This is a genomic window from Streptomyces yamdrokensis (assembly GCF_053890455.1).
In genome coordinates this window covers 5706380-5732058 of the sequence record NZ_CM132679.1, presented here as the reverse complement: position 1 = coordinate 5732058, position 25679 = coordinate 5706380, and the positions used below count along the sequence as shown (strand labels likewise).

The 25679-nt window shown below is 72.1% G+C and carries 20 protein-coding genes and 2 pseudogenes; 6 read left to right on the top strand and 16 right to left on the bottom strand.

Features of this window, described 5'->3' with window-relative positions:
* Positions 1 to 68: 68 nt before the first annotated feature.
* Both thyX and ACWZEH_RS25540 read right to left on the bottom strand, forming a co-directional pair.
* The gene (thyX, locus tag ACWZEH_RS25545; RefSeq protein WP_456199824.1) at positions 69 to 1172 is read right to left on the bottom strand and encodes an FAD-dependent thymidylate synthase; all 1104 of its coding nucleotides are present in this window, start codon (positions 1170 to 1172) and stop codon (positions 69 to 71) included.
* Between the two features lie 105 nt (positions 1173 to 1277).
* A pseudogene (locus ACWZEH_RS25540) lies at positions 1278 to 1580 on the bottom strand (FAD-dependent thymidylate synthase); the annotation flags it as partial.
* Between the two features lie 175 nt (positions 1581 to 1755).
* Between ACWZEH_RS25540 and ACWZEH_RS25535 the strand changes: the two are divergent.
* Positions 1756 to 1995: a hypothetical protein gene (locus ACWZEH_RS25535; protein WP_456193434.1), complete on the top strand. Its 240-nt coding sequence runs from the start codon at positions 1756 to 1758 to the stop codon at positions 1993 to 1995.
* A 136-nt stretch (positions 1996 to 2131) separates the two neighbouring features.
* Positions 2132 to 2686, top strand: coding sequence for a hypothetical protein (locus ACWZEH_RS25530; protein ID WP_456193433.1), 555 nt, complete (start codon positions 2132 to 2134; stop codon positions 2684 to 2686).
* Positions 2687 to 2784: 98 nt separating this feature from the next.
* On the opposite strand, the gene ACWZEH_RS25525 is transcribed toward ACWZEH_RS25530, so the two are convergent.
* The 5 genes from ACWZEH_RS25525 to rpsO all read right to left on the bottom strand — a co-directional run bounded on the left by ACWZEH_RS25525 (position 2785) and on the right by rpsO (position 8293).
* Complete coding sequence (locus tag ACWZEH_RS25525; protein WP_456193432.1) at positions 2785 to 3228, bottom strand: tetratricopeptide repeat protein; 444 nt, start codon at positions 3226 to 3228, stop codon at positions 2785 to 2787.
* 15 nt (positions 3229 to 3243) lie between these two features.
* A complete protein-coding gene (dapB, locus tag ACWZEH_RS25520) occupies positions 3244 to 3996 on the bottom strand; it encodes a 4-hydroxy-tetrahydrodipicolinate reductase (RefSeq protein ID WP_456193431.1) in 753 nt (250 codons plus the stop codon).
* A gap of 53 nt (positions 3997 to 4049) precedes the next feature.
* On the bottom strand, positions 4050 to 5429 hold the full coding sequence (locus ACWZEH_RS25515) for a M16 family metallopeptidase (RefSeq protein ID WP_456193430.1): 1380 nt from the start codon (positions 5427 to 5429) through the stop codon (positions 4050 to 4052).
* Positions 5426 to 7639, bottom strand: coding sequence for a polyribonucleotide nucleotidyltransferase (locus ACWZEH_RS25510; RefSeq protein ID WP_456193429.1), 2214 nt, complete (start codon positions 7637 to 7639; stop codon positions 5426 to 5428). The genes ACWZEH_RS25515 and ACWZEH_RS25510 overlap by 4 nt, the downstream gene beginning before the upstream one ends.
* A gap of 366 nt (positions 7640 to 8005) precedes the next feature.
* A complete protein-coding gene (gene rpsO / locus ACWZEH_RS25505) occupies positions 8006 to 8293 on the bottom strand; it encodes a 30S ribosomal protein S15 (protein WP_042168273.1) in 288 nt (95 codons plus the stop codon).
* Positions 8294 to 8570: 277 nt separating this feature from the next.
* Here rpsO and ACWZEH_RS25500 point away from each other — a divergent pair, with 277 nt between their 5' ends.
* The 3 genes and pseudogenes from ACWZEH_RS25500 to ACWZEH_RS25490 form a co-directional block, all read left to right on the top strand.
* A complete protein-coding gene (locus ACWZEH_RS25500; protein ID WP_456193428.1) occupies positions 8571 to 8888 on the top strand; it encodes a DUF397 domain-containing protein in 318 nt (105 codons plus the stop codon).
* A 406-nt stretch (positions 8889 to 9294) separates the two neighbouring features.
* Entirely contained in the window at positions 9295 to 12432 is a 3138-nt protein-coding gene (locus ACWZEH_RS25495; RefSeq protein ID WP_456193427.1) for an SCO5717 family growth-regulating ATPase, read from the top strand.
* A gap of 53 nt (positions 12433 to 12485) precedes the next feature.
* Positions 12486 to 12839 (top strand): annotated as a pseudogene (locus tag ACWZEH_RS25490) (IMP dehydrogenase); the annotation flags it as partial.
* A gap of 18 nt (positions 12840 to 12857) precedes the next feature.
* Here the strand turns inward: ACWZEH_RS25490 and ACWZEH_RS25485 are convergent.
* From ACWZEH_RS25485 to rimP, 9 genes are all read right to left on the bottom strand, one after another.
* Positions 12858 to 13811 (bottom strand): bifunctional riboflavin kinase/FAD synthetase, encoded by a 954-nt coding sequence (locus ACWZEH_RS25485; protein ID WP_456193426.1) that lies wholly within the window; start codon positions 13809 to 13811, stop codon positions 12858 to 12860.
* Between the two features lie 141 nt (positions 13812 to 13952).
* Positions 13953 to 17525 (bottom strand): serine protease, encoded by a 3573-nt coding sequence (locus ACWZEH_RS25480; protein ID WP_456193425.1) that lies wholly within the window; start codon positions 17523 to 17525, stop codon positions 13953 to 13955.
* A 295-nt stretch (positions 17526 to 17820) separates the two neighbouring features.
* Positions 17821 to 18726 carry a tRNA pseudouridine(55) synthase TruB gene (gene truB, locus ACWZEH_RS25475; RefSeq protein WP_456193424.1) on the bottom strand — a complete coding sequence of 302 codons (906 nt, stop codon included), beginning with the start codon at positions 18724 to 18726 and terminating at the stop codon, positions 17821 to 17823.
* Positions 18723 to 19190, bottom strand: coding sequence for a 30S ribosome-binding factor RbfA (rbfA, locus tag ACWZEH_RS25470; protein ID WP_456193423.1), 468 nt, complete (start codon positions 19188 to 19190; stop codon positions 18723 to 18725). Before rbfA ends, truB begins: the two co-directional genes overlap by 4 nt.
* Before the next feature lie 64 nt (positions 19191 to 19254).
* Positions 19255 to 19548 (bottom strand): DUF503 domain-containing protein, encoded by a 294-nt coding sequence (locus ACWZEH_RS25465; protein WP_456199822.1) that lies wholly within the window; start codon positions 19546 to 19548, stop codon positions 19255 to 19257.
* Between the two features lie 192 nt (positions 19549 to 19740).
* Positions 19741 to 22806, bottom strand: coding sequence for a translation initiation factor IF-2 (infB, locus tag ACWZEH_RS25460; RefSeq protein WP_456193422.1), 3066 nt, complete (start codon positions 22804 to 22806; stop codon positions 19741 to 19743).
* Between the two features lie 150 nt (positions 22807 to 22956).
* Complete coding sequence (locus ACWZEH_RS25455; RefSeq protein WP_456193421.1) at positions 22957 to 23250, bottom strand: YlxR family protein; 294 nt, start codon at positions 23248 to 23250, stop codon at positions 22957 to 22959.
* Positions 23251 to 23352: 102 nt separating this feature from the next.
* The gene (gene nusA / locus ACWZEH_RS25450) at positions 23353 to 24339 is read right to left on the bottom strand and encodes a transcription termination factor NusA (protein ID WP_456193420.1); all 987 of its coding nucleotides are present in this window, start codon (positions 24337 to 24339) and stop codon (positions 23353 to 23355) included.
* Between the two features lie 2 nt (positions 24340 to 24341).
* Positions 24342 to 24878: a ribosome maturation factor RimP gene (rimP, locus tag ACWZEH_RS25445; RefSeq protein ID WP_456193419.1), complete on the bottom strand. Its 537-nt coding sequence runs from the start codon at positions 24876 to 24878 to the stop codon at positions 24342 to 24344.
* Positions 24879 to 25130: 252 nt separating this feature from the next.
* Between rimP and ACWZEH_RS25440 the strand changes: the two genes are divergently transcribed.
* On the top strand, positions 25131 to 25679 hold the full coding sequence (locus ACWZEH_RS25440) for a hypothetical protein (protein WP_456193418.1): 549 nt from the start codon (positions 25131 to 25133) through the stop codon (positions 25677 to 25679).

The following is a 25679-nucleotide window of genomic DNA, read 5'->3' as shown; positions in this document are numbered from 1 at the left end:
AATCCGGACACCTCGGAGGGCCGACCGTACGTGTGTGCCCGGCCGGGGTTCAGGCCCCGTACCTGGGGCTACGGGGCCACGCGTCCGTTGGCGTTGAAGGCGGCGTGGGTGAGCGGCATGAGCCGGGCCCATTCGGCCTCCATCTTTTCGCCGACCATCTCGATCTCCCGCTGCGGGAAGGACGGGACCTTCGCCAGTTCGTGCTGGGTGCGCAGGCCGAGGAAGTGCATCAGCGAGCGGGCGTTGCACGTGGCGTACATCGAGGAGAAGAGGCCGACCGGGAGGGTGGCGCGGGCGACCTCGCGGGCGATGCCTGCCGCCAGCATCTCCTGGTACGCGGCGTACGACTGCCGGTAGGACTCCTCCATGGCGTCGGTGACAGCCTTGTACTGCTCGGGGGTGCCGTCGACGAACTCGTACTTGCCGGGGCGGCCCTGCTGGACCAGCTTGCGGTCCTCGCCGGGGACGTAGAAGACCGGCTGGAGCTCGCGATAGCGCCCGGACTCCTCGTTGTACGAATTGTGTACGACAAAGCCGTCCGCGATGAAGTTGTGGTGCGGCGGCGGCATGGAGATGTCGTAGGTCATCTCCTCCCCGTCAGCGTCGACGGAGACGACGCCCTCCCAGCGCACACCGTTCTGGAGGGCGCGGCGGCGCACTCCGATCGGCACGCCCTCGCCGCTGGTCTTCCGCTGGTGACACGACTTGCAGGCCGGTCGCAGGTTCGAGACGTCGAGCGACTTGGTCAGGTCGGCGTCCACGGGGACGACGTGGTCCAGCTCCAGGTCCTTCGCCTCAAACTTCTCCTCGCAGAGGTAGCAGAGGTCCATGGGCGCGATGAGATCGGCTCGCTGCTCGGTGGTCCAGATCTGGATCCCCTCGCGCAGGCGCTTCGGGATTCCGGCCCGCTCGCCGACCCCCACCCGGCCGAGCCGCCCGACCCGGTCGCCGACGCGCAGGTCGCCGGCGCGGACCCAGCCTTCCGGCGTCCATACACGGTGGTCCGCGGTGCAACGCAGAACCTTGCCGTGGGTTGTCGAGACCTTGATGATCGGCTTCACGCCGGACTCGAAGACGTCGACCATGCGCGCCTTCTCCGCCAGCCCGGTCTCCAGGTCGATGGTGTCGGCCAGGAGGTTCTGACAGGACTTCAGTCTGCGCGTGCGCCCCATCGAGTCGGGCACACCGATCTTCCAGTCCCGGTGGATGTCCGCGATGCGCTTGGTCTTGCCGTTCTTGCTGGTGCCGACGCGGATCCTGGCGTCGCCCGGCAGGCACCAGCCGACCCGGTGACGCATGAACTCGCGGAACACGAAGATCGGGGCACTGACGAGGAACGTCAGGGAGTTGTGCTCGAACGGGCTGCCGTGCCGGTCCCGCATCAGGTAGTTGATCAGTCCCTTGGACCGCTCCGGGTCCTTCTCCAGTTCCCCGATGGACTGCTCGCCCAGCGTCGAGACGCGGGCGGCGAACAGGACATCGGAGTCCGAGGCACTGGACTTCACCAGTTCGACGGTGACGTCACTCCGCAAGGTGACGTCATCGGGCGTTGACGGCTGGGGATCGTCGGCGGAGGTCAAGAGGGTCCTTCCGGTCACACGGCTGCAGTTCGACGACCACTCTACGGGGCACCCGTCACAGCGGGAGGAGGGCCGTGCGGGACGGATTTTCCCTGTCTGGGCACCTTCTGCCGATGTCGCTCGTTTGTGTCGGTGAGAGTGATTCGTTCGAGGTCCGAGGGGAGAAGCACCACTGATGTTCGGTCGACGGGAACCCGTGCCGTTCGCCTTCCTTGCCCATACCGAGAGGTTCCGCAGCAATGTCACGCCCCCGCCTCGCGAGCGGGCTTCCGCCGGTGAGCTGGCGGGGCGCTGGCTGCTGGGGGTCTGCGTCGTCGCCGGGCTGGTGGGTTCCCTCGTGATCGGGATGCCCGCCTTGTCCACGGACCAGTCGGCCACGGGGACCGGGCAGTCAGAGGCGTCCGACAAACACTGACCGGACACGGACGGGCGTCGAACCGCACGGAGGGCGCAGGGGCGGCTCCAACCGGACCCCCAGGGTGGTGAGGGTCACCACAGATCGGTAGCCTCACCGGGCACTGCCCACGCATGGATCGAGTGAGGACCCAGCCGTGCCCCTGCCCTTCCTGACGGCCGATCGCGCCTTCGAGACGGCTGACGATGTCGCGCTGCCGTACGACGACCGTGACCGCTGGCGGCGCCCGTACCGGCCGGGTCCGTGGCGGGTGGGGGCGGCGGCGATACTGCTGCTGCTCGCCTCGTTCGTACTGTTCTCGGCGGTGATCATCGCGGTCACGGCATCACTGTCGTCGGCCGGTGTGGTCTTCGGGATCGCACTGGTCGGCATCGTCGCCGCCCTGCGGTCGCTGCGCATGGGCACGTGGGTGAGTGCCCACGGGCTGCGGCAGGTGGGCCCGTTGACCACCCGTACGACGCCGTGGGACCAGGTCGTCGCGGTACGCACGGTGCAGCAGCCGGTGCGCTGGCTGGGGCTGCCGCGGACGGTGCAGGGGCAGGCGCTGCTGCTCGTCCGGCGGGGACGGTCGGCGGAGACCCTGCCGCCGCTGCTGACCTCGCACAACGCCGACTTCCTGGGGCGCGGAGCGGCCTTCGACCGGGCGGCCGACTCGGTGGAGGTCTGGTCCGACGAGTACCGGCGGGAGTGAGCGGGACCGAACCGCCGCACACACGGACGAGCCGGGGCCCGGCCCGCACACGCGGGCCGGGCCCCGGCTCGTTCTTGCCCTGCCGCGGTCGCCCCGCGTCAGGGGGCCGTCCTGCGCAGGGCGATCGCGCGTTGCATCGCCTTGCGTGCGCGCGGGGTGTCCCGGGCGTCGTGGTAGGCGACGGCGAGCCGGAACCAGCTGCGCCAGTCGTCGGGGGCGTCCTCCGTCTCGGCCTTGCGCCGGGCGAAGACCTCGTCGGCCGAGTCGCGGTCGACACGGCCGCTGGGCAGGCGTCTGAGCTCGTCCACGGGCAGTCCGCCCTGGGCGTCGAGCTCGGCGGCGAGCCGGTTGGCGTTGCGGACGAACTCGGTGTTCTTCCACAGGAACCACACGCCGATGACCGGCAGGATGAGCACCGCCACGCCGAAAACGACGGTGAGGGGCGTTCCGGCCTGGACGAGGAGCACACCGCGGCTGCCGACCAGGACGAAGTAGACGACAAGGACGGCTGCCGTGATGGCGTAGGAGATCTTCGCGCGCATGAGGTCGGCTCGGGCTCAGTTCAGGTCGAGGAAGTGTTCCAGGCCGAAGGTCAGGCCGGGAGTGGTCACCACGCGGCGGGCGCCGAGCAGGATGCCCGGCATGAAGCTGCTGTGGTGCAGGGAGTCGTGGCGGACGGTGAGGGTCTCGCCCTCGGCGCCGAGCAGGACCTCCTGGTGGGCCAGCAGGCCGCGCAACCGGACGGCGTGCACCGGGACGCCGTCCACGTCGGCGCCGCGGGCACCGTCCAGGGCGGTGACCGTGGCGTCCGGGGCGGGGGCGCTGCCGGCCTTGCGGCGGGCCTCGGCGATGAGCTGGGCGGTGCGGGTGGCGGTGCCGCTTGGGGCGTCCACCTTGTTGGGGTGGTGCAGTTCCACGACCTCGACGGACTCGAAGTACGGGGCGGCGATCTGCGCGAACTTCATGGTCAGCACGGCGCCGATGGAGAAGTTCGGTGCGATGAGCACACCCGTCTCCGGCGACTGGTCGAGCAGGCCCGTCAGCTGCGCGAGGCGGTCGTCGGTCCAGCCGGTGGTACCGACGACCGCGTGGATTCCGTGGCGTACGCAGAAGTCGAGGTTGCCCATGACCGAGGCGGGGGTGGTGAGCTCGACGGCGACCTGGGCGCCGGCCTCGGCGAGGGTCTCCAGCCGGTCGCCCCGGCCGAGCGCGGCCACCAGTTCCATGTCGTCGGCGGCCTCGACGGCCCGTACCGCCTCGGAGCCGATGCGGCCCTTTGCTCCGAGGACCGCCACACGCAGCTTGCTCATCTTCCTTGCTTCCTTACCGGAGAGGTCGAAACCGTGGGATCTGGGCCGGCCGGTCAGGCGACCGTGTCGTGCAGCCGGGCCGCCTGCTTGTCCTTGAGCGGGCCGATGACCGACAGCGAGGGCCGCTGTCCCAGGACGTCACGGGCGACCGCGCGGACATCGTCCATGGTGACCGAGGCTATCCGGGCCAGCATGTCGTCGACCGACATCTGCTCGCCCCAGCACAGTTCGCTCTTGCCGATACGGTTCATCAGCGCGCCGGTGTCCTCCAGGCCGAGGACGGTGGAGCCCTGGAGCTGGCCGATGGCGCGCCGTATCTCGTCCTCGGGCAGGCCGTGCTCGGCGACCTGGTCGAGTTCGTCGCGGCAGATCTTCAGTACGTCGTGCACCTGGGACGGCCTGCATCCGGCGTACACGCCGAAGAGGCCGCAGTCGGCGAAGCCGGAGGTGTACGAGTAGACGCTGTAGGCCAGGCCGCGCTTCTCCCGGACCTCCTGGAACAGACGGGAGGACATGCCACCGCCGAGGGCGGTGTTGAGCACGCCGAGGGCCCACCGGCGCTCGTCGGTGCGGGACAGGCCGGGCATCCCGAGGAGGATGTGCGCCTGCTCGGTCCTCCGGTCGACCACCTCGACGCGGCCCGCGGTGCGCAGGGTGCGCCGTCCGCCGCGCGGGGCGATCGGCTGGGCGTCCGGGTCCTTGAGGGCGCCGGCTGCCTCGAAGGCGGCCTGGACCTGGCGTACGACGACGTCGTGGTCGATGTTGCCGGCGCATGCGACCACGAGGTGGGTCGGGTCGTAGTGCTTCTTGTAGAAGCGGCGGATGCGGTCGGCGGTGAGGGCGTTGACCGTGTCGACCGTTCCGAGGACGGGACGGCCCAGCGGGTTGTCGCCGAACATGGTGTGCGCGAACAGGTCGTGGACACCGTCGCCCGGGTCGTCCTCGGTCATCGCGATCTCCTCGAGGATCGCGCCGCGCTCGACGTCGACGTCCTCCTCGAGGATGCGGGAGCCGGTCAGCATGTCGCAGACCACGTCGATGGCGAGCGGCAGGTCGGTGTCGAGCACCCGTGCGTAGTAGCACGTGTACTCCTTGGCCGTGAACGCGTTCATCTCGCCGCCGACGGCGTCGATGGCGGCGGAGATGTCCAGGGCTGACCTGCGGTGCGTGCCCTTGAAGAGCAGGTGCTCCAGATAGTGGGTGGCGCCGTTCAGCGCGGGCGTCTCGTCGCGGGAGCCGACGTGCGCCCAGATACCGAAGGTCGCCGAGCGGACCGAGGGCAGGGTCTCGGTGACGACGCGCAGGCCCCCGGGGAGGGTGGTCCTGCGGACGGCACCGATGCCGTTCTCGCCCTGGATGAGGCTTTGGGTACGGGCGACGGCCCGCGCCTTGGGAGAGGTGCGGGCCGTCGCCTTGGAGCCGTGGGACGTCACTGGTCGGTGTCGGCCTTCTTGTCGTCGTCCTCGCCCTCGATCACGGGGACGAGGGAGAGCTTGCCGCGGGAGTCGATCTCGGCGATCTCGACCTGGACCTTGGCGCCCACGCCGAGCACGTCCTCGACGTTCTCCACGCGCTTGCCACCGGCGAGCTTGCGGATCTGCGAGATGTGCAGCAGTCCGTCCTTGCCGGGCATCAGGGAGACGAACGCACCGAAGGTGGTCGTCTTCACGACGGTGCCCAGGTAGCGCTCGCCGACCTCCGGCATGGTCGGGTTGGCGATGCTGTTGATCGTGGCGCGGGCGGCCTCGGCCTGCGAGCCCTGGGCGGCACCGATGTAGATGGTGCCGTCGTCCTCGATCGTGATGTCGGCGCCGGTGTCCTCCTGGATCTGGTTGATCATCTTGCCCTTGGGGCCGATGACCTCACCGATCTTGTCGACGGGGATCTTCACGGTGATGATCCGCGGCGCGTTCGGGGACATCTCGTCCGGGGTGTCGATCGCTTCCATCATCACGTCGAGGATGTGGAGGCGGGCGTCACGGGCCTGCTTGAGGGCGGCGGCCAGGACGGAGGCGGGGATGCCGTCCAGCTTGGTGTCGAGCTGGAGGGCGGTCACGAACTCCTTGGTGCCGGCGACCTTGAAGTCCATGTCACCGAAGGCGTCCTCCGCACCGAGGATGTCGGTGAGGGCGACGTAGTGCGTCTCGCCGTTGATCTCCTGGGAGATCAGGCCCATGGCGATACCGGCGACGGGGGCCTTGAGCGGCACACCGGCGTTCAGCAGCGACATGGTGGAGGCGCAGACCGAGCCCATGGACGTCGAGCCGTTGGAGCCGAGGGCCTCGGACACCTGACGGATCGCGTAGGGGAACTCCTCGCGGGTCGGGAGCACCGGCACGATGGCGCGCTCGGCGAGGGCACCGTGGCCGATCTCGCGGCGCTTGGGGGAGCCCACGCGGCCGGTCTCGCCGACGGAGTACGGCGGGAAGTTGTAGTTGTGCATGTAGCGCTTGCGGGTCACCGGGGAGAGGGTGTCCAGCTGCTGCTCCATGCGGAGCATGTTGAGGGTGGTGACGCCCAGGATCTGGGTCTCGCCACGCTCGAACAGCGCGGAGCCGTGCACCCGCGGGATGGCCTCGACCTCGGCGGCCAGGGTGCGGATGTCGGTGACACCGCGGCCGTCGATGCGCTTCTTCTCCTTGATGACGCGCTCACGGACCAGGGACTTGGTCAGCGAGCGGTACGCGGCGGAGATCTCCTTCTCGCGGCCCTCGAACTCCGGCAGGAGCTTCTCGGCGGCGAGCTGCTTGACGCGGTCGAGCTCGGCCTCGCGCTCCTGCTTGCCCGCGATGGTGAGCGCCTGGGAGAGCTCGGGGCGGACGGCGCCGGTCAGCGCCTCCATGATGTCGTCCTGGTAGTCCAGGAAGACCGGGAACTCGCCGGTCGGCTTGGCGGCCTTCGCGGCGAGGTCGGCCTGGGCCTTGCAGAGGACCTTGATGAAGGGCTTCGCGGCCTCGAGACCGGCGGCGACGACCTCCTCCGTGGGGGCCTCGGCACCGCCCTCGACGAGCTTGACGGTCTGGTCGGTGGCCTCGGCCTCGACCATCATGATCGCGACGTCGCCGTCCTCCAGGACGCGGCCCGCGACGACCATGTCGAAGACGGCGTCCTCGAGCTCGGTGTGGGTCGGGAACGCGACCCACTGGCCGCTGATCAGCGCGACGCGGACGCCGCCGATCGGGCCGGAGAAGGGCAGACCGGCCAGCTGCGTGGACGCGGAGGCGGCGTTGATCGCCACGACGTCGTACAGGTGGTCGGGGTTGAGCGCCATGATCGTGGCGACGACCTGGATCTCGTTGCGCAGGCCCTTCTTGAAGGACGGGCGCAGCGGGCGGTCGATGAGGCGGCAGGTGAGGATCGCGTCCTCGGAGGGCCGGCCCTCCCGGCGGAAGAAGGAGCCGGGGATCTTGCCGGCCGCGTACATCCGCTCCTCGACGTCCACCGTGAGGGGGAAGAAGTCGAGCTGGTCCTTGGGGTTCTTCGAGGCCGAGGTGGCCGACAGCACCATGGTGTCGTCGTCCAGGTAGGCCACGGCGGAACCGGCGGCCTGCCGGGCGAGGCGGCCCGTCTCGAAGCGGATGGTGCGGGTACCGAAGGAGCCGTTGTCGATGACGGCTTCGGCGTAGTGGGTCTCGTTCTCCACCAGTGGGTTCTCCGTTACTTGTCGTCTTTTGTCCCGCCTCGCCCGTGTGGCGGGGGGACGGGGTGGAGAAGCGCGCCGTCTGGTGCGGGCCGGTCTTCGATCGAAGCTCCCGGGTTCATTCGCCCGGGGGCCACTACCGAGGACCGGCGGCGGCGAGGTGCGCTTCCCTCGTACGTCGGGACGTCCGGGGGACGTCGGGGTGGTGCCGGTGACGGCCGCGACCTGGTGCGGTACCGGTCGTCACAGCGAATCGGTGTTCTTGTTCCCGTGTTGTGCTACCACATTACAAAGACGTGGTGACACTCCGCACGTACAGCAAAGGGAGCGGCCCCCTTTCCTCAGGGGAACCGCTCCCGTCACGGCGTCTTACTTGGCGCCCGCCGCACCACGGCGGATGCCCAGGCGGTCGACCAGCGCACGGAAGCGCTGGATGTCCTTCTTGGCGAGGTACTGCAGCAGCCGGCGGCGCTGACCGACCAGGATGAGCAGACCACGACGGGAGTGGTGGTCGTGCTTGTGGGTCTTGAGGTGCTCCGTCAGGTCGGAGATCCGACGGGACAGGAGAGCGACCTGGACCTCGGGGGAGCCGGTGTCACCTTCCTTGGTCCGGAAGTCGGCGATGATCTGGTTCTTCGTAGCGGCGTCGAGCGACACGCGTACTCCTCATGGTCTGTGACTGGCCACCGAGCGCCCCCGGTCTTCTCCTCGGGGGATCTTCCATGACTCGGAAGGCGGGATCCGCAGGGCGCGGCCTTCGGAGCGGGACCCCGAGGGTGCGTACGCATACGGCCGTCGTCCAGGGTACCAGTCGGCGGCGGGCCCCTTTACCACGGTCCGTGGAACCGCCCAGGTGGGGCGCGGGGTGCCACTAATGTGAGCGCTCGTACCAGTCCATCGGACCAGTCATATGTCGGGAAGGGGTCGCTGCGACATGGCGGAGACGGCTGAGGAGATCAAGGCACGCAAGGAGCGGGAGAAGAACGAGCTCTACGCCCTCGACATCTCCGGCGTCGAGTGGCACAGCGCGCCGGGCACCGAGGAGCACGAGGAGCGGGTCGAGATCGCCTACCTGCCCGACGGCGCGGTGGCCATGCGGTCGTCCCTCGACCCGGACACGGTTCTGCGGTACACGGAGGCGGAGTGGCACGCGTTCGTGCTCGGCGCACGGGACGGCGAGTTCGACCTGGAACCGGCGCCGGGGGCCGGCGGAGCGGGCACCGGCGGGACGGTGGCCGAGGCCGCCGAGTAGTCCAAGGCGCCTGGCAGCCCGAGCGGTTCGGGCCCGGGCCGGTGCTCCGGGCCGGTGCTCCGGGCCGGTGCTCCGGGCCGGTCCGGATGAGGTGACCGCCCATGATTCTTCTTTCATGGGCGGTTTCTTTCGTTTGTGCAGCGAATGTGTACGCCCCTTGACAGCGACGGGTGTTGTGGGTGGCACTGACTGAGGGTGGGCAGGGCTGACCGGGCGGGGCTGCCGGTGATTAGGCTGGTACCCGACGCGACGCCAGAACCAGCGAACCGGGTACCGGCGTCCCAGGCCCGGGGGAGGCCGGTTCGGACGATGTCGTCCTCATACAGGGCCAGTTCGGACCACTGCAGGTGGTTGCCCCCAGCACGGCACGACGGCACAAGGGTGCTCGACCAGACCAGGAGGAACTGTGGGCAGCGATCGGGACGGGATCCGCGGGGGCTGGGCAACACCCGGCGATGACCAGCCCGATGCGGAGTCCGCCGTCGAGGCGACGGGCGAGTTCACCATCGACTACGCGCCGCCGGCCTGGTACACGCAGAACGCTTCGGGGAGTTCGGAGCCGGGGTCGAGGTCGGGACAGGCAGGGCCGGGGGCCGATGCCTCGTCCTCCTCTTCCCCGAGGCCCGTTCCGCCGTTGCCCGGGTTGACTCCGCCGCCGCACGCGGTCGGCGCTTCGGGGCCTTCGTCCCTTCCTCCGGCACCGGCACCGGGAGCGCCCTTCACCCCGCCCGCGCCCGCTCCCGCGCCGGGTGCTCCTTTTGCTCCGCCGGCTCCCGCGCCGGGAGCGCCTTTCACACCACCCGCTCCGCCGTCCGGGGGGCCGGGTGCCGTCCCGCGGCTTCCGGTGGACAGCGGGTTCGAGCCGACGCCGGGGCCGTCGTCGGCGCCCACGCCGGATCCGGGCCCGGTTTCGCCTGCGGCTCTGCCGGAACCTCCGGTCGGCGGGTCCGACCGGGACTCCGGCAGCGGTGACCTCGAGAGCGGTGCCACCATCCGCTTCTCCGCCGCCGCGCTGAAGCAGGAGATCCAGGACCGTGAGGCCGGAGCCGAAGCCGCCGTCGGGCCCGCCGGGTCCCAGGCGGACGCGGAGCCGGATACGTGGCAGGACCCCGCCGATGACCAGGAACCGACCAACAACGGCGGGCGCACCAAAGACACGGGCGAGCCAAAGGGCGACGTCGAGAACGACGGCACCGACATCGCCGAGCCGTCCGTGGAGTTCGCTGACGGCGAAGAGCGCGACGAGAGCGACGAGCACAAGTCGGGGGCGGAGGCGAAGTCCGAGAAGCCCGAGACGGAGACCACGGCCGAGGCGGACGCGCCCGCACTCGAGGACGCGGTGCCCCCGACGACCGTTCCGGCGGTTGCCGAACCCGAGGACGCGAAGCCGGTGGACGACGAACCGGTGGACGAACCGGCAGGTTCCGCGTCCGGCGCCCTCGGCGGGCCCGAGGACTCCGTGCCTGCCGCGTCCGGCACCTCGGCCTCGGAGGTCTGGACTCCCCCGGCACCGCCGGTCGTGCCTCCCCCGTCGTACCCCGCCGCGCCGGCGCCGGCGAGCCAGTGGCCGGCGCAGTCGCCGCAGGTTCCCGCAGCGCCCCCGGCACCGGTCGTCCCGGCGCCGGCGCAGCCGGCGGACGTGGACGCGGGCGTGTCCGCCCAGCAGCCGCAGCCTCCGTTCCAGCCGCAGCCGCCGCAGCCCGCGCCCGCCGCCTGGAACACACCGGGCGGACCGACACCGCCGCACCAGGCACCCGCCCCGTCCGCACAACAGCCGCACCAGGCACCCGCCCCGTCCGCACAACAGCCGCAGCAGCCTCCGTTCCAGCCGCAGCCGCCGGTGCAGCAAGCCGCTCCGCCTGCCGGATACGGCTTCCCCCAGCCGGGCGCTCCCCTCCCCGGCCCCCAGGCCGGTTACGGCTTCCCGCCCGCCGGCCCCGCTCCTGCCTCCCCGGCCCTCCCGGCCCAGCCGGGCGGTTACGGCTTTCCACAGCAGCCAGTGCCCCCGCAGGCCCAGCCCCAGCAACCCGGTGTGCCCCCGCAGGCCCAGCCCCAGCAACCCGGTGTGCCCCCGCAGGCCCAGCCCCAGCAACCGCAGGCCGCCCAGCAGGGGTTCCCCCTCCAGCAGCCCCATGCTCCGCAGCCCCAGCAGGCCGGCCGGCCGCCGCAGCCGCCCGTCGATCCGCGTGCCGGGGCCGCCTGGCCGCAGCCCATCCAGCACGACCAGCGGCAGCCGACCAACCCCGGTGCCGCACCGCTCGGTTACACCGCGGCCGTGGAACTCTCGTCGGACCGGCTGCTCAACAGCCGCAAGCAGAAGGCCAAGAGCAGCCGTTCCGCGGCGGGCGGGTCGCGGTTCAAGCTGGGCGGCAAGAAGGAGGAGGCCGAGCGGCAGCGGAAGCTGGAGCTGATCCGTACTCCGGTGCTGTCCTGCTACCGGATCGCCGTGATCAGTCTCAAGGGCGGCGTGGGCAAGACGACCACGACCACCGCGCTCGGGGCCACCCTCGCCAGTGAGCGGCAGGACAAGATCCTCGCGATCGACGCCAACCCCGACGCCGGTACGCTCGGCCGCCGGGTGCGGCGGGAGACCGGGGCCACCATCCGTGACCTGGTGCAGGCGATCCCGCACCTCCACTCGTACATGGACATCCGGCGGTTCACCTCGCAGGCGCCCTCCGGTCTGGAGATCATCGCCAACGACGTGGACCCCGCCGTCTCGACGACGTTCAACGACGAGGACTACCGGCGGGCGATCGACGTCCTGGGCAAGCAGTACCCGATCATCCTCACGGACTCCGGTACGGGTCTGCTCTACAGCGCCATGCGCGGGGTGCTGGATCTGGCCGATCAGCTCATCATCATCTCGACGCCGTCCGTGGACGGTGCGAGCAGCGCCAGTACGACGTTGGACTGGCTGTCGGCCCATGGATACGCGGATCTCGTGTCGCGGTCACTCACGGTCATCTCGGGTGTGCGCGAGACCGGCAAGATGATCAAGGTCGACGACATCGTCTCGCACTTCCAGACGCGGTGCCGCGGCGTGATCGTCGTACCGTTCGACGAGCATCTGGCCGCCGGTGCGGAGGTCGACCTGGACATGATGCGGCCGAAGGTGCGGGAGTCGTACTTCCACCTCGCGTCGATGGTTGCCGAGGACTTCGTCCGGCACCAGCAGTCGCACGGCCTGTGGACCTCCGACGGCAACCCGCCGCCGGTCGCCGCCCCGCCGCTGCCGGGCCAGTACGCCCCGGGTCAGCCCTACGCCGGCCAGCAGGCCCCGCACCCTCACCAGCCGCCGCACCACCCCCAGCAGCCGCAGCCCGGCCTGCCGTACGCCCCGCCCCCGGGACAGCCTTACCCGCAGCCGGGTCACGGTCAGCCTCCGGCACAGCCCGGCCAGGGATATCCGCAGGCCGCTCCGGGCCGGCCGTACCCCCAGCCGCCCGGTTACGGCTATCCGCAGCCGGACGGGACGGACCAGCACGCTCAGCCCGGCGGCGGGCAGACTCCGCCTGCGCAAGCACCGCCTCCGCAGCAGTAACTGCCCCGCATGCCGGCCGACCGGCCCCTTTCGAGGGGCCGGTCCTGTTGTCGGCCCGCTTCTACGGTGCGACCGGCATCGTCGAAGAGCGCGGCGACGCCGGTGTGGCGAAGACCAAGGAACTCACGGGCGGGCTCGGGGCGCACTCGGTGGTCGAGGCCGTCGGACCCACGGGTCCACGATGCAGGCGATCGGCGCCCGCCCGGCCGGGCGGGCGCCTGGGCTTCGCCGGCATCCGCGTGGAGGGCGGCCCCGCCCCGGTGCGCCGGTTCCTGCCCGAGCTGATCCAGCTCATCCGGGACCGCAGGATCAACCCCGGCAAGGTCTTCGACCTCACCCTCCCCCTGGGCCAGGCAGCAGAGGCTTACAAGGCCATGGACGAGCGGCGCACCACCAAGGTGCTCCTCACCCTCTGCCGCGCCTGTCTACGGCCTCTCGGCCGCTGCCACCAGTTCCTTGCAGCGCCTGACGTCCGCGGCCATCTGTTCCATCAGCGCCTCGAGCGAGTCGAACTTCGCCTGGCCGCGGACGAAGACGAGGAAGTCGACGGCCACGTGGAGACCGTAGAGTTCCAGGCCGACGCGGTCGATGGCGTACGCCTCGACCGTGCGCTCGGTGCCGTCGAACTGGGGGTTGGTGCCGACGGAGATCGCCGCCGGCATGGCCTCGCCCTGGGCGTGCAGCCAGCCCGCGTAGACGCCGTCGGCCGGGATCGCGGTGTGCGGGAGCGTCTCGACGTTGGCCGTGGGGAAGCCCAGTTCGCGACCGCGCCGGGCGCCGCTGACGACCACGCCCTCCACCCGGTGCGGACGGCCCAGGATCTCGGCGGCGCCCTCGACCTCGCCCTCGGCGATCAGGCGGCGGGTGAGCGTGGAGGAGAACGGCTCGCCGTCGCCCGCCTCACCGCTGACGTACAGATCCACCACCTCGACCTCGAAGTCGTAGACCTTGCCCTGTTCGGCGAGGAAGTCCACGGTGCCCGCGGCCCGGTGGCCGAAGCGGAAGTTGGGACCCTCGACGACCGCCCTGGCGTGCAGCTTGTCGACCAGGACCTTCCCCACGAACTCGGCCGGCGACAGCTTCGAGAACTCCGTGGTGAAGGGGAGGATCAGGACCGCGTCCACTCCCAGTTCGGCCATGAGTTCGGCGCGGCGGTGGTGCGGGGCGATCAGCGGCGGGTGGCTGCCGGGGCGGACCACCTCGCTGGGGTGCGGGTCGAAGGTGACGACGACCGCGGGGGCGTCCAGCTCGCGGGCGCGGTCCACGGCATGCCTGATGATCAGCTGGTGCCCACGGTGGACTCCATCGTAGGAACCGATGGTGACGACGCTGCGCCCCCAGTCCTGGGGGATGTCCTCCAAGCCACGCCAGCGCTGCACTGCCTGCTCCTTGTCGAAACCTCGTCGGGCCGAATCCGTGGACTTCTCCTGCGCAGGTCTAAGGGTGCCATGCCGACCGCAGTCGGCTCGCATCGGTATCGGCGCTCCGGCACTGTGACGCCGTGCACTCCCCGTCGCGGCTCAGGCGGGGACGCCCACTCCCGCCCGGGTCTCGATCACCCGCCGGGTGCCGGGGCCGACCACGCCCGCCCATTCCTGGGGCGCGTCCGCCAGCCAGTGGGCCAGGACGGCGGCGAAGCCCGGGACGTGCCGCCCCAGGTCGGCCAGGACGTGGTCGAAGCGGGCTGCGCCGTCGGGGGTGCGGACGAGGAGCAGGCCGGTGTGGTGGACGAGCTCGCGCGCGGGGTCGCCGGTGTGGCGGGGGCCGTCGGCATGGCGGGCGGCGGCGCCCAGCACCGCCGCCAGTACGCCGGGGTCGTCGTCGCGGGTGAGGAGCGGGTCCAGCAGTGCGCGGCGCAGGGGGCGCGAGGCGGGGGTGCCGGGCTCGGCGAGAGCACCGGCGAGAGCGGCCCGCAGCGGTTGCGGACCGGCGTCCAGCAGGCCGGTGAGCAGGGGCAGGAGTACGTCGCGGTCGGCCGGCTCCTGGTCCAGGCGCCGGTCCGCGTACGCGGCCAGCTGCCCCGCGAGGTCCGGCCGCCGCTCCACCGCCGCACCCACCAGTGCGGCGACACGGAGGGACAGGCCGGGCGTGTCGGCGTCGGCGTCGGCGTGCACATGGGCGGTCGCACAGGCATCCGCTTCGGTGGAAACGGGCGCATCGGCGGGAGTGTCCGGTGTTCCGCCCGCCTGCGTCCGGGCGAGCCTCGCGCGGAAGGCGTCGAGGACGGCCTCCGGATGGGTGGCGAGGGCGCCGGCCAGCGCGCTCGGCGGAACGTACGGGTCACCGGCCGCGAAGTGCTCAAGGGCCCGCGCGAGGTGACGGTTCCCGGTGCTCGGGTCCTGGACGAGCAGGGCGAGGGCGCCGCCGTCGAGCGTGCGGTCCCCGGTGCGTACGAGCAGGGCGAGGGCCGCGTACCGCAGCAGGGTGCGGTCGGCCTCGTCGCGGGCGTGCGGTGCGGCCAGCAGCCCGTACGTCACCGCTGCCTCGCGGCGGGCGGGGCGCTCGTCGCGGGCCCAGCGGTCGACGGCCCGGCACACCACCGAGGGGGTCTCCTCGGCGAGCGCACCGAGCAGTTGTCCGGCCCGCCGGTGCGGGCTGTCGGCGAGCGCCTCGGTCAGGGCGTCCGGGGCGCGGTGCCGATGGGTGTGCAGCAGTGCTTGTGCCGCCGTCGCGGCCGTCGCGTGCGGGGTGGCGGGCAGCGGCCGTTCGTCCCCGAACCACCGGACGAGGTGCGGGAGTACGGCGACGGGGTCGGCGCTGAACAGACGGGAGGCCGCGTCCAGGAAGCGGGGGCCGGTCTCGTGCGGGGGCCCGTCGGCGTGGACGAGACCGCGCAGCAGCTCGAAGCCGGTCTCCAGGGACAGGGGAAGAGCGGTCCAGAAGGCCGGGCCCAGCTCGCCGGGCACCGGCCGGCGCTGCTGCCGCCAGGCCACGATCCGGTCGGCCAGCAGCCGCAGCACCCCTGTGTAGGGAGTGGCGTCGGGCACGCGCGCGAGGGTCTCGGTCAGCAGCCGGACGGCCCACCAGGAGCCGGTGCCGGCGTCGAGGGCGTGCACCAGGCCGGCGAGCCGGGAGGCGAGGGGGCCGGTGCCGTGCTGCCGGGCGAGCAGCAGCATGGCCTGCACGACGGGGCCGACGCGGTGGTGCGGAACGGGCACGCTGTCGGGGTCGGGGGCGAGGCCGGGGTCACCGTGGACCAGGGCGCGCAGGGCTCCGTCCAGGTCCAGGTGGGTGCCCTGGAGCCAGTCGGCGAGTTCCTCATGGGCGAAGCGGTAGCCGGTCCCGGCCGGGACGAGGAGGCCCTCGGCGAGTACGGCGGAGGCCCAGCCGGTGCCGCCGCCCAGAGCGGCCGGGGCGGGCCCCCAGGGGAACACCGCCTCGAACGCCGCCCGGTCCAGTTCGCCCTGCCCGGGGCCGAGGCTGCGACGGGCGGCCGCGTGCACCTGCCCGGAGACCCTGGCGGCCAGCCGGCGTACTGCGGTGCCGCGCAGCCCGCTCCCGGCGGCGAGGCGTACGGCCACGCGCAGGCACATCAGGTCCAGGTGGGCGGAGAGGACGTCGTGGCGGTCCGCGCGGGCGTCCGGCGCGTCCGGGGCGTCGGCGAGGGCGGCCCTGACCTCGGCGAGCAGCCGGAGCGTCAGCGGGTGCCGGGTGTCGGCCGGGGAGCCCTCCGGGATGCCGTAGCGGGCCCGTGCCTCGATGGCCTCGTCGGCGGTCAGGTCGCCGAGCCGCACGCACGCGGGAAGACCCTCGGCGGTGGGCCCGCCCGGGGACTCGCCCCGGTGCCGGTGCAGCAGCTCCGCCGGGAGGAGCGCGCCCGCGCTCTCCCAGTACTCCGCGCGGCACCCCACCACCAGGCGCGCCCCGGTCCGCCCCAGCCACCGTGCCGTCCCGTCGGTCCACTGGGCGAGGCGGCCGGCCAGGACGGGCGGCATCTCCTCGGGGCCGTCGAGGAGGAGCAGCAGAGGACGGCCGGCGCCGCGGGCCAGGTCGGCGAGGCGCGCCGGGCCGGTGTCGCCGAGACTTTCGGGCCCGGCCGGGAACGGGGTGCGGGACGCGGCGACGATGCGGGCGGCCCGGTCGAGCGCCCGCCGGGCCGCGTCGGCGACGGAGAGGTCGTCCTCCCGCAGATCGGCGCCGCGCAGCCACAGCGTGGGGCCGCCGGCGCGGTGACGGCGTGCGGCGAGTGCCGCGAGCTCCGTCGTACGGCCGCTGCCGGGCGGTCCGACCAGGCCGAGGACCGCGGCCGGACCGTGCTCGAACGCGGTGAACTCGGCGGTGGTGGCCGTCCGTTCCACCGGAACGACGTCTCCGGGGCCGAGGGCGCCCGACGGGCCGTCCTGCCCGACCGAGGTGGCCGTGAGTTCCAGCACGCCGGCGAGGTTGAGGTCGGTGCCGTACGCCGGGACCGTCGCCGCGTTCTCGGCGAGCAGCGCGGCGAGGGGGCCCGGGGCGGGGCGGAGCGGCACGGCGAAGCCGCCGTCACGGCCGCCTGCGCGGAGCGCGGTGCCGAGGACGCCGAGTACGGCGCCGGTGGCGGCGTCGAGCACCGGGCCGCCGGCCGCTCCGCCACCGGTGCGCAGCGCGTCGCGGCCGGTGGTGCCGATGGCGAGCTCCAGCGCGTCGTCGAGGGTGTGGCGGCGCCCGGTGGCGGTGTACGTCACGGTGGTCGCGCCGAGTACGCGTGCCTCGCGCCAGCAACCGGCGGCGATCCGCACGTAGGTGCCGCTGTCGACGCGGTCCCGCGCGGTGACGGGCAGCGGGTCGACGCCGAGCCCTTCGGCATGCAGGAGCGCGAGGCCGAGCCCGGGCAGCGGGATGACGGCGTCGGCACCCACGACGCGGCGGCGGTCGCCGGGGGCGTGCAGGACGAGGCCGGAAAGGCCGTCGACTGCCTCGTGGCTGGTGATCAGCGTGCCGCGGTGGTCGGCGGGGAAGGCGAGACCGCGCGGGCGGCCGGCGAGGTCCTGAACACGGACGAGGACATCGGCGGGCGGCGGCTCCCGCCGCGCCGGAGGGGTCTCCCCCGGGCCCCGGCCGGCCGGGTCGTGGAGCGGGCCCCGCTCGTGACGGGACGGATCGCGCGACGTCATCGTCGAACCTTCATGCCGTGCCTTCGTGCCGTGCTGTCGACTGCCTCGGCCTCGACAGTAGGGCCGGATGATCAGCAGAACAGCGCCCTCGGCAAACGCGCCCCCTTCCACTCCCTCGTTCACTCCGAGCGCCTGCACTTACGGGTGAACGGGAAGCCCCAAGTGGACACTCTGGAGGTGGGGGAACCGAGGGGGGACCGTGGAGCGGCGGCATGCGATCCCCGTGACGCCGCTCCACGGGCGGACCCGGCGGCGCCGGACGGCCGGGCCGTCCGGCGCCCCTCGACCCCGCCCGTCAGCCGAAGACCGCCAGGCTCTTGGCCTTGCCCCGGTGTTCCTCGACGAGGGCGAGGAAGGTGCCCTCGGGGTCGAAGACGGCGACCGGGCCGGCGCCCGCGTACTCCTCGGGCATCTCCAGGCGCACGCCGTTGGTGAGCAGCCGGGCACGCCGGACGTCGACGTCCCAGCGGGGGAAGGCCGCCGTGGCGGCCTCGGCGATCGGCAGCACGGTCAGTTCCTGCTGGAGCTGGTCGAGGGTGCGGGCCGTGTCCAGTCCGTACGGGCCTACGCGGGTCCTGCGCAGCACCGTGAGGTGACCGCCGACGCCCAGGTCCGCGCCCAGGTCGCGGGCGAGGGCGCGGATGTACGTACCGGAGGAGCAGACGACGGAGACGACCAGGTCGAGCACCGGCGTACCGTCCTCCGCGACGGCCGGGCGGACGTCGTGGACGGTGAACGAGGAGACGGTGACCGGCCGGGCCGGGATGTCGAACTCCTCGCCCTCACGGGCCCGCTTGTAGGAACGCACGCCGTCGATCTTGATGGCGCTGACCTTGGACGGCACCTGCATGATGGCGCCGGTCAGCTTGGCCACTCCGGCGTCGACGTCCTCCCGGGTGACCTTGGAGGCGTCCGTGGACGAGGTGATCCCGCCCTCGGCATCGTCCGTGAGGGTGTCCTGCCCGAGCCGGATGGTGCCCAGGTACTCCTTCTCGGTCAGCGCGAGGTGACCGAGGAGCTTGGTGGCCCGCTCGATGCCGAGGACGAGGACGCCCGTCGCCATCGGGTCGAGGGTTCCGGCGTGGCCGACGCGGCGGGTCCGGGCGATGCCGCGCATCTTGGCGACCACGTCGTGCGAAGTGAAGCCCGACGGCTTGTCGACGATGACAAGGCCGTCGGGCGTGGTGTGCTTCTGGGTCATCCGGCGGTGTCGTCCGTCTCGTCGTCCTCGGGGTTCTCGGGGTCCTCGGGCTTGCGGTACGGGTCGGCCCCGCCCGCGTACGTGGCGCCCGCGGACGCCTCCCGTACCTTGGCGTCGGACTGGCGCGCCTTGTCGAGGAGGTCCTCGATGTTGCGCGCGGTGTCCGGGAGCGCGTCCATGACGAACTCCAGGGTCGGCGTGAACTTCACGCCCGCCGCCCGGCCCACCTCGGAGCGCAGGACGCCCTTGGCGCTCTCCAGGCCCGCCGCGGCGGCATCGCGCTCCTCGTCGTCCCCGTACACCGTGTAGAAGACGGTCGCCTCCCGCAGGTCACCCGTGACCCGGGTGTCCGTGATGGTGACGTGCGTGCCGAGCCGCGGGTCCTTGATCCCGCGCTGCAGCTTCTGGGCCACCACCTCCCGGATGAGGTCCGCCAGCCTTTTCGCCCGCGCGTTGTCGGCCACTGGTCCGTCTCCCGTTCTTTCCTGTCCGCGTTGTCAAAGCCCCGCGTTCCCGGGGCTGGATTCGTCAGTCGTCCTCGCCGTGGAAGCGCCGCCTGACGGACAGCAGCTCCACCTCGGGGCGCCCGGCGACCAGCCGCTCGCACCGGTCCAGTACGTCGGTCAGGTGCGCCGCGTCGCCGGACACCACCGCCAGGCCGATGACGGCCCTGCGGTGAAGATCCATGTGATCCACCTCGGCCGCGCTCACCGCGTACTTCCGCTGGAGCTCGGCGACGATCGGGCGGACGACGGAGCGCTTCTCCTTCAGCGACCTGACGTCGCCGAGGAGGAGGTCGAAGGACAGCGTCCCCACATACATGTACAACCGGTTCACCCGCCGGTACGGGATCGATGCCCCCGCCGTCCGTTGTGGGCGGGGACATCAGAACCGTACATCGAAGGGGCGTGCCGATCGACGGATATTACGCTCCGCCGACCGGTCCGCCGGCCCCGGACGCACGAGCCGGCCGGCGGGACAGGGGTCCCGCCGGCCGGCACACACCGTGGGGTGTTACGCCCGCGGCTTCTCGCGCATCTCGTAGGTCGCGATGACGTCGTCGACCTTGATGTCGTTGAAGTTTCCGAGGTTGATACCGCCCTCGAAGCCTTCCCGGATCTCGGTGACGTCGTCCTTGAAGCGGCGCAGACCGACGATGTTGAGGCTCTCCGCGATGACCTTGCCGTCGCGGAGGAGGCGCGCCTTGGTGTTGCGCTTGACCTCGCCGGAGCGGATGAGAACACCCGCGATGTTGCCCAGCTTGGACGAGCGGAAGACCTCGCGGATCTCCGCCGTGCCGAGCTCGACCTCTTCGTACTCCGGCTTGAGCATGCCCTTGAGGGCCGCCTCGATCTCCTCGATCGCCTGGTAGATGACCGAGTAGTACCGGACATCCACGCCTTCGCGCTCGGCCATCTGCTGTGCCCGCCCGGCGGCGCGCACGTTGAAGCCGATCACGATGGCGTCCGAGCCCATCGCCAGGTCGATGTCGGACTCCGTGACCGCACCGACGCCGCGGTGCAGGACGCGGATGTCGACCTCTTCGCCGACGTCCAGCTGGAGCAGCGAGGACTCGAGGGCCTCGACCGATCCGGACGCGTCACCCTTGATGATCAGGTTCAGCTGCTGGATCTCGCCGGCCTTGAGCACCTTGTCCAGGTCCTCCAGCGACACGCGGCGCGTGCGCTTGGCGAACGCGGCGTTGCGCTCACGGGCGGCACGCTTCTCGGCGATCTGACGGGCCGTACGGTCCTCGTCGACGACGATGAAGTTGTCGCCCGCACCCGGGACGTTGGTCAGGCCCAGGACCTGGACCGGCGTCGACGGGCCGGCCTCGGCGACGTTGTTGCCGTTGTCGTCGAGCATGGCGCGCACGCGGCCGTAGGCGTCGCCCACCACCATCGTGTCGCCGACCCGCAGGGTGCCTCGCTGCACGAGGACGGTCGCCACGGCACCGCGGCCGCGGTCGAGCCGGGACTCGATCGAGATGCCCTGCGCGTCCTGCGTCGGGTTGGCCCGCAGGTCGAGCGAGGCGTCGGCGGTGAGGACGACGGCCTCCAGGAGGCTGTCGATGTGCAGACCCTGCTTGGCGGAGATGTCGACGAACATGGTGTCGCCGCCGTACTCCTCGGCCACCAGACCGAATTCGGTCAGCTGACCGCGCACCTTGGTCGGGTCGGCACCCTCGACGTCGATCTTGTTGACCGCGACGACGATCGGGACCTCGGCCGCCTTGGCGTGGTTGAGCGCCTCGATGGTCTGCGGCATGACGCCGTCGTTGGCCGCGACGACCAGGATCGCGATGTCGGTCGACCGCGCACCACGGGCACGCATGGCGGTGAACGCCTCGTGACCCGGGGTGTCGATGAAGGTGATCCTGCGCTCTTCCTCGTTGACCTCGGTCGCGACCTGGTAGGCACCGATGTGCTGGGTGATGCCGCCGGCCTCGCCCGCGATGACGTTCGTCTTGCGGATGGCGTCGAGGAGGCGGGTCTTGCCGTGGTCGACGTGACCCATGACGGTGACGACCGGCGGACGGACCACCAGGTCCTCCTCGCCGCCCTCGTCCTCGCCGAACTCCAGGTCGAAGGACTCGAGCAGCTCACGGTCCTCCTCCTCCGGGCTGACGATCTGAACCGTGTAGTTCATCTCGCCGGCAAGGAGGTGGAGCGTCTCGTCGGAGACGGACTGGGTCGCGGTGACCATCTCGCCGAGGTTCATCATGACCGCGACGAGCGACGCCGGGTTGGCGTTGATCTTCTCCGCGAAGTCGGTGAGCGAGGCACCGCGCGACAGGCGAATGCTCTCGCCGTTGCCGCGAGGCAGCATCACGCCGCCGACCGACGGGGCCTGCATGGCCTCGTACTCCTGGCGCCTCTGCCGCTTCGACTTGCGGCCACGACGGGCCGGGCCGCCGGGACGGCCGAAGGCGCCCTGCGTGCCACCACGGCCACCGGGACCGCCGGGACGGCCACCGAAACCGGGACGGCCACCGCCGCCACCGAAGCCGCCGCCACCGGGACGACCGGCGAAACCGCCGCCGCCACCGGGACGACCGCCGCCACCCGGGCCGGCCGGGCGACCGGCGAAGCCGCCGCCACCGGGACGACCGCCGCCGGGACGACCGGCACCGGCCGGACCACGGCCACCGCCGGGACCGCCACCGGGACGGGGACCGGCAGCCGGACGCTGCGGCATCATACCGGGGTTGGGACGCGGACCGCCGGGGCCGCCGCCACCGGGACGGGGACCGCCACCCTGCGGACGGGGCATCGAGCCCGGGGAGGGACGCTGCCCGCCCGGAGCCTGCGGACGCGGACCGCCGCCGCTCTGGCCGCCGGGGGCCTGGGGACGGGGGCCGCCGCCGGGGGCACCGGGACCGCCGGGACGCGCGCCCTGCGGGCGGGGCGACTGCGGGCGGGCCATACCGGTGGAACCACCGGAGGTGAAGGGATTGTTACCCGGACGCGGGCCGGCCGGGCGTCCACCCGGACGCTGACCGCCGCCACCGGGACGCTGGCCCTGACCGGCCGGACGGCCGCCCTGACCACCCTGGCCGCCCTGGCTGCCCTGACCACCCTGGCCGGCGGGACGACCGCCGGGCTTGGGGGCACCGGGACGCGCGCCGGGCTTCGGTCCGGCCGGAGCCGGAGACGGGGCCTGAGCGGCGGCCGGCGGGGCCTGGAACTCCGGGGCCGCCGGAGCCGGACGCGGCGCGGGGCGCGGGCCCGGGGTCGGGCGCGAGCCGGCGGGGGTCACCGGAGCGGGCTCCGACGGGGCCGCGGGCTGCTGGGCCGCGGCGGGCTTGGGTGCGGCCGGCGGCCGCGGTGCTGCCGGACGTGCCTGCGCCGGGGACGGCGCGGGCCTGGGCGCGGCCTTCCTGGGCGCGCCGGGCTTGGCACCGGACTTGCCGTTGCCCCCGCCCTGCTGGAACGCGTCGGTCAGCTTGCGTACTACGGGCGCTTCGATCGTCGAAGACGCCGAACGGACGAATTCACCGAGCTCCTGGAGCTTGGCCATGACGACCTTGCTCTCGACACCGAACTCCTTGGCGAGTTCGTAGACCCGGACCTTAGCCACTTCGCTCCTCTGAGGTCCGGGTTGCGTCCGGACCGTCGCTAGTTCATGGGCGTACTCATCGCGTACTCATCGAGTGCTCATCGCAATCTCGACCTGCTTTCGACTCGCGAGGTACCAGACCGCACGGGGGGTTCCGCACGGCATGTCTTCCTACGGGTTGCTGTCGCAACCCTGTGCCTGCTCGACGTAGTGGCGCAACGCCTTTACGTCGAGCGGTCCCGGGACGCGGAGCGCCCGCGGAAACGCCTTTCGGCGTACCGCCTGGTCGAGACAGACCGGGGCGGGGTGTACGTACGCGCCCCGACCGGGCAGCGTACCGCGTGGATCGGGGACACACACATCCTCGATCGCCACGATCCGCAGCAGTTCGTTCTTGACCGCTCGCTCCCGGCAGCCCACGCAGGTGCGCTCTGGGCGCGCGCGGGTAGGTGTCCGGCCAGACACTCCTAAGTCTACCTCCCCGGACCGACCTCACCCCCATGGGGCAAGCATCGAACACGTGCCGCGCGTGAGACTGTCGTGATCTCAGCCAACGGCGGCTTGGATCTATTCCCCGGACTGCTCCGTGTCCGGCCGGATGTCGATCCGCCAGCCGGTCAGGCGGGCGGCCAGGCGGGCGTTCTGCCCCTCCTTGCCGATCGCCAGGGACAACTGGTAGTCCGGCACGGTCACCCGGGCGGACCGGGCCGCCAGGTCCACGACCTCCACCTTGGTGACGCGGGCCGGGGAGAGCGCGTTGGCCACCATCTCGGCCGGGTCGTCCGACCAGTCGACGATGTCGATCTTCTCGCCGTTCAGCTCGCCCATCACGTTGCGTACGCGGCCGCCCATGGGGCCGATGCACGCGCCCTTGGCGTTCAGCCCGGACCGGGTGGAGTGGACGGCGATCTTCGTACGGTGGCCGGCCTCGCGGGCGATGGCGGCGATCTCCACCGAGCCGTCGGCGATCTCCGGCACCTCCAGGGCGAAGAGTTTCTTCACCAGATTGGGATGTGTGCGCGAGAGGGTGACGGACGGGCCACGCACGCCCTTCGCCACCCGGACGACGTAGCTGCGCAGCCGCAGCCCGTGCGTGTAGGTCTCACCGGGCACCTGCTCCTGCACCGGCAGGATGGCCTCCAGCTTGCCGATGTCGACCAGGACGTTCTTCGGGTCGCGGCCCTGCTGGACCACACCGGTGACGATGTCGCCCTCACGGCCGGCGTACTCGCCCAGCGTCGCGTCGTCCTCGGCGTCGCGCAGGCGCTGCAGGATGACCTGCTTGGCCGTGGTGGCGGCGATGCGGCCGAAGTCGGACGGGGTGTCGTCGAACTCCCGGGCCTCCTGGCCCTCGTCGAGGTCCTGGGGGTCCTCCTTCGCCCACACCGTCACATGTCCGGTCTCCCGGTCGAGTTTCACACGCGCGTGGCGGCGGCTTCCCTCGGTGCGGTGGTAGGCGATGAGGAGGGCCGATTCGATTGCCTCGACCAGCAGGTCGAAGGAGATCTCCTTCTCCCGTACCAAGAGCCGAAGGGCACTCATGTCGATGTCCACGGTTACGCCTCCTCTTCCGTCTCGTCGTTGGTGTCGTGCGCGTCGTGCGCGGCGGGCTTGTCGTCCTTGCGGTTGAACTCGACCTGGACGCGCGCCCTGCCGATCTCCTCGAAGGCGAGCCGGCGCGCGGTGGGCTTGCGGCCCTTGACGCCGGGCACCTCGAGGTCGAGGCCTTCGTCGTCGGTCCGCAGGATCCGGGCGGTCAGTTCGTCGCCCGTCGTCAGCCGGAAGCCCACCAGGCGGCCCGTGGCACGCACGTAGTGCCGGTGCTCGGTGAGGGGACGCTCGGCGCCCGGGGTGCCGACCTCGAGGGTGTACTCTCCGCTGCCCATCGCGTCGGTCTCGTCGAGCTTCGCCGAGAGCGCGCGGCTCACATCGGCGATCCGGTCCAGATCCGCGCCGGTGTCCGAGTCCACGACCACGCGCAGCACCCTCTTGCGGCCGACCGCGTCCACGGCGATCTCCTCGAGATCGAGGCCCTGCGAGCTGACGAGCGGTTCCAGAAGTTCTCGGAGCCTCTCGCTCTGGGTGCTGCTCATCCGGGTGACTCCTCGGCCGCGTGTGCTGTTGTGGTGTGGGGCGCGTGTCTGGTCAAAGGGTATCCGGTCGCGGGGGGTGATGCCGTCCACCCGGTCACGGAGGGTGCCGCTGAGCGCCGTCGGGGAGATGCACGGGTACCGTGATCACGGGACCGGTCCCTGCCGTCGCCCGGCAGACGGGAGTACGGCGGCAGCGCCTGTGGGTCCCACTTCCGTCGCCACGTTCCGTACGAGCCCCCGAGGACGTCTGCCGTGCCGTTCCCCCACGCTCCGCGCGCCCGTACGGGACCGCGCAGAAGGAGCCTGCTCGCCGTCGCCCCGGCGGCCCTGTTCGCGGCGGGCTGTTCCGCCGCCGAGGATCCCGGCCCCACCGCCGGTAGCCGTCCCCCGGCCGGCGAGCGGGCACGCGTGCGTGCGGCGCGCGACAGCAGGGAGCTGGCCGAGCGGTACGACGCCGTGATCGCGGCGCACGCCGGGCTCGCCCGGCGGCTGGGGCCGCTGCGCGAGGACGCCGTGCGGCACGCGAAGGCCTTCGAGAGTTTCGAGACCGCGGCGGGTACGGCGTCGGCCCCGCCCGAGTCGTCGGTGCCCACGGGGGCGGGGCCGTCCGCCTCGTCACCGGTACCGGCGCCGGTACCCGCGAAGGAGAAGGACGCCCTCGCCGGGCTCGCCGCCGCCGAGCGGGAGATCGCCGACCGGCGCCTGGAGGCGTTGCTGGACGCGCCGGCCGAGCTGGCCAGGCTGCTGGCGTCGGTGGCGGCGGCCGGGGCCGCGCACGTGTTCCTGCTGACGGAGGGCTGA

Bases quoted from the DNA above. Each gene is read 5' to 3' on its own strand.
- thyX (WP_456199824.1), bottom strand. From the start codon at position 1,172: ATGGGGCGCACGCGCAGACTGAAGTCCTGTCAGAACCTCCTGGCCGAC.
- ACWZEH_RS25535 (WP_456193434.1), top strand. From the start codon at position 1,756: ATGTTCGGTCGACGGGAACCCGTGCCGTTCGCCTTCCTTGCCCATACC.
- ACWZEH_RS25525 (WP_456193432.1), bottom strand. From the start codon at position 3,228: ATGCGCGCGAAGATCTCCTACGCCATCACGGCAGCCGTCCTTGTCGTC.
- dapB (WP_456193431.1), bottom strand. From the start codon at position 3,996: ATGAGCAAGCTGCGTGTGGCGGTCCTCGGAGCAAAGGGCCGCATCGGC.
- ACWZEH_RS25500 (WP_456193428.1), top strand. From the start codon at position 8,571: ATGGCGGAGACGGCTGAGGAGATCAAGGCACGCAAGGAGCGGGAGAAG.
- ACWZEH_RS25480 (WP_456193425.1), bottom strand. From the start codon at position 17,525: ATGACGTCGCGCGATCCGTCCCGTCACGAGCGGGGCCCGCTCCACGAC.
- truB (WP_456193424.1), bottom strand. From the start codon at position 18,726: ATGACCCAGAAGCACACCACGCCCGACGGCCTTGTCATCGTCGACAAG.
- ACWZEH_RS25465 (WP_456199822.1), bottom strand. From the start codon at position 19,548: ATGTATGTGGGGACGCTGTCCTTCGACCTCCTCCTCGGCGACGTCAGG.
- rimP (WP_456193419.1), bottom strand. From the start codon at position 24,878: ATGAGCAGCACCCAGAGCGAGAGGCTCCGAGAACTTCTGGAACCGCTC.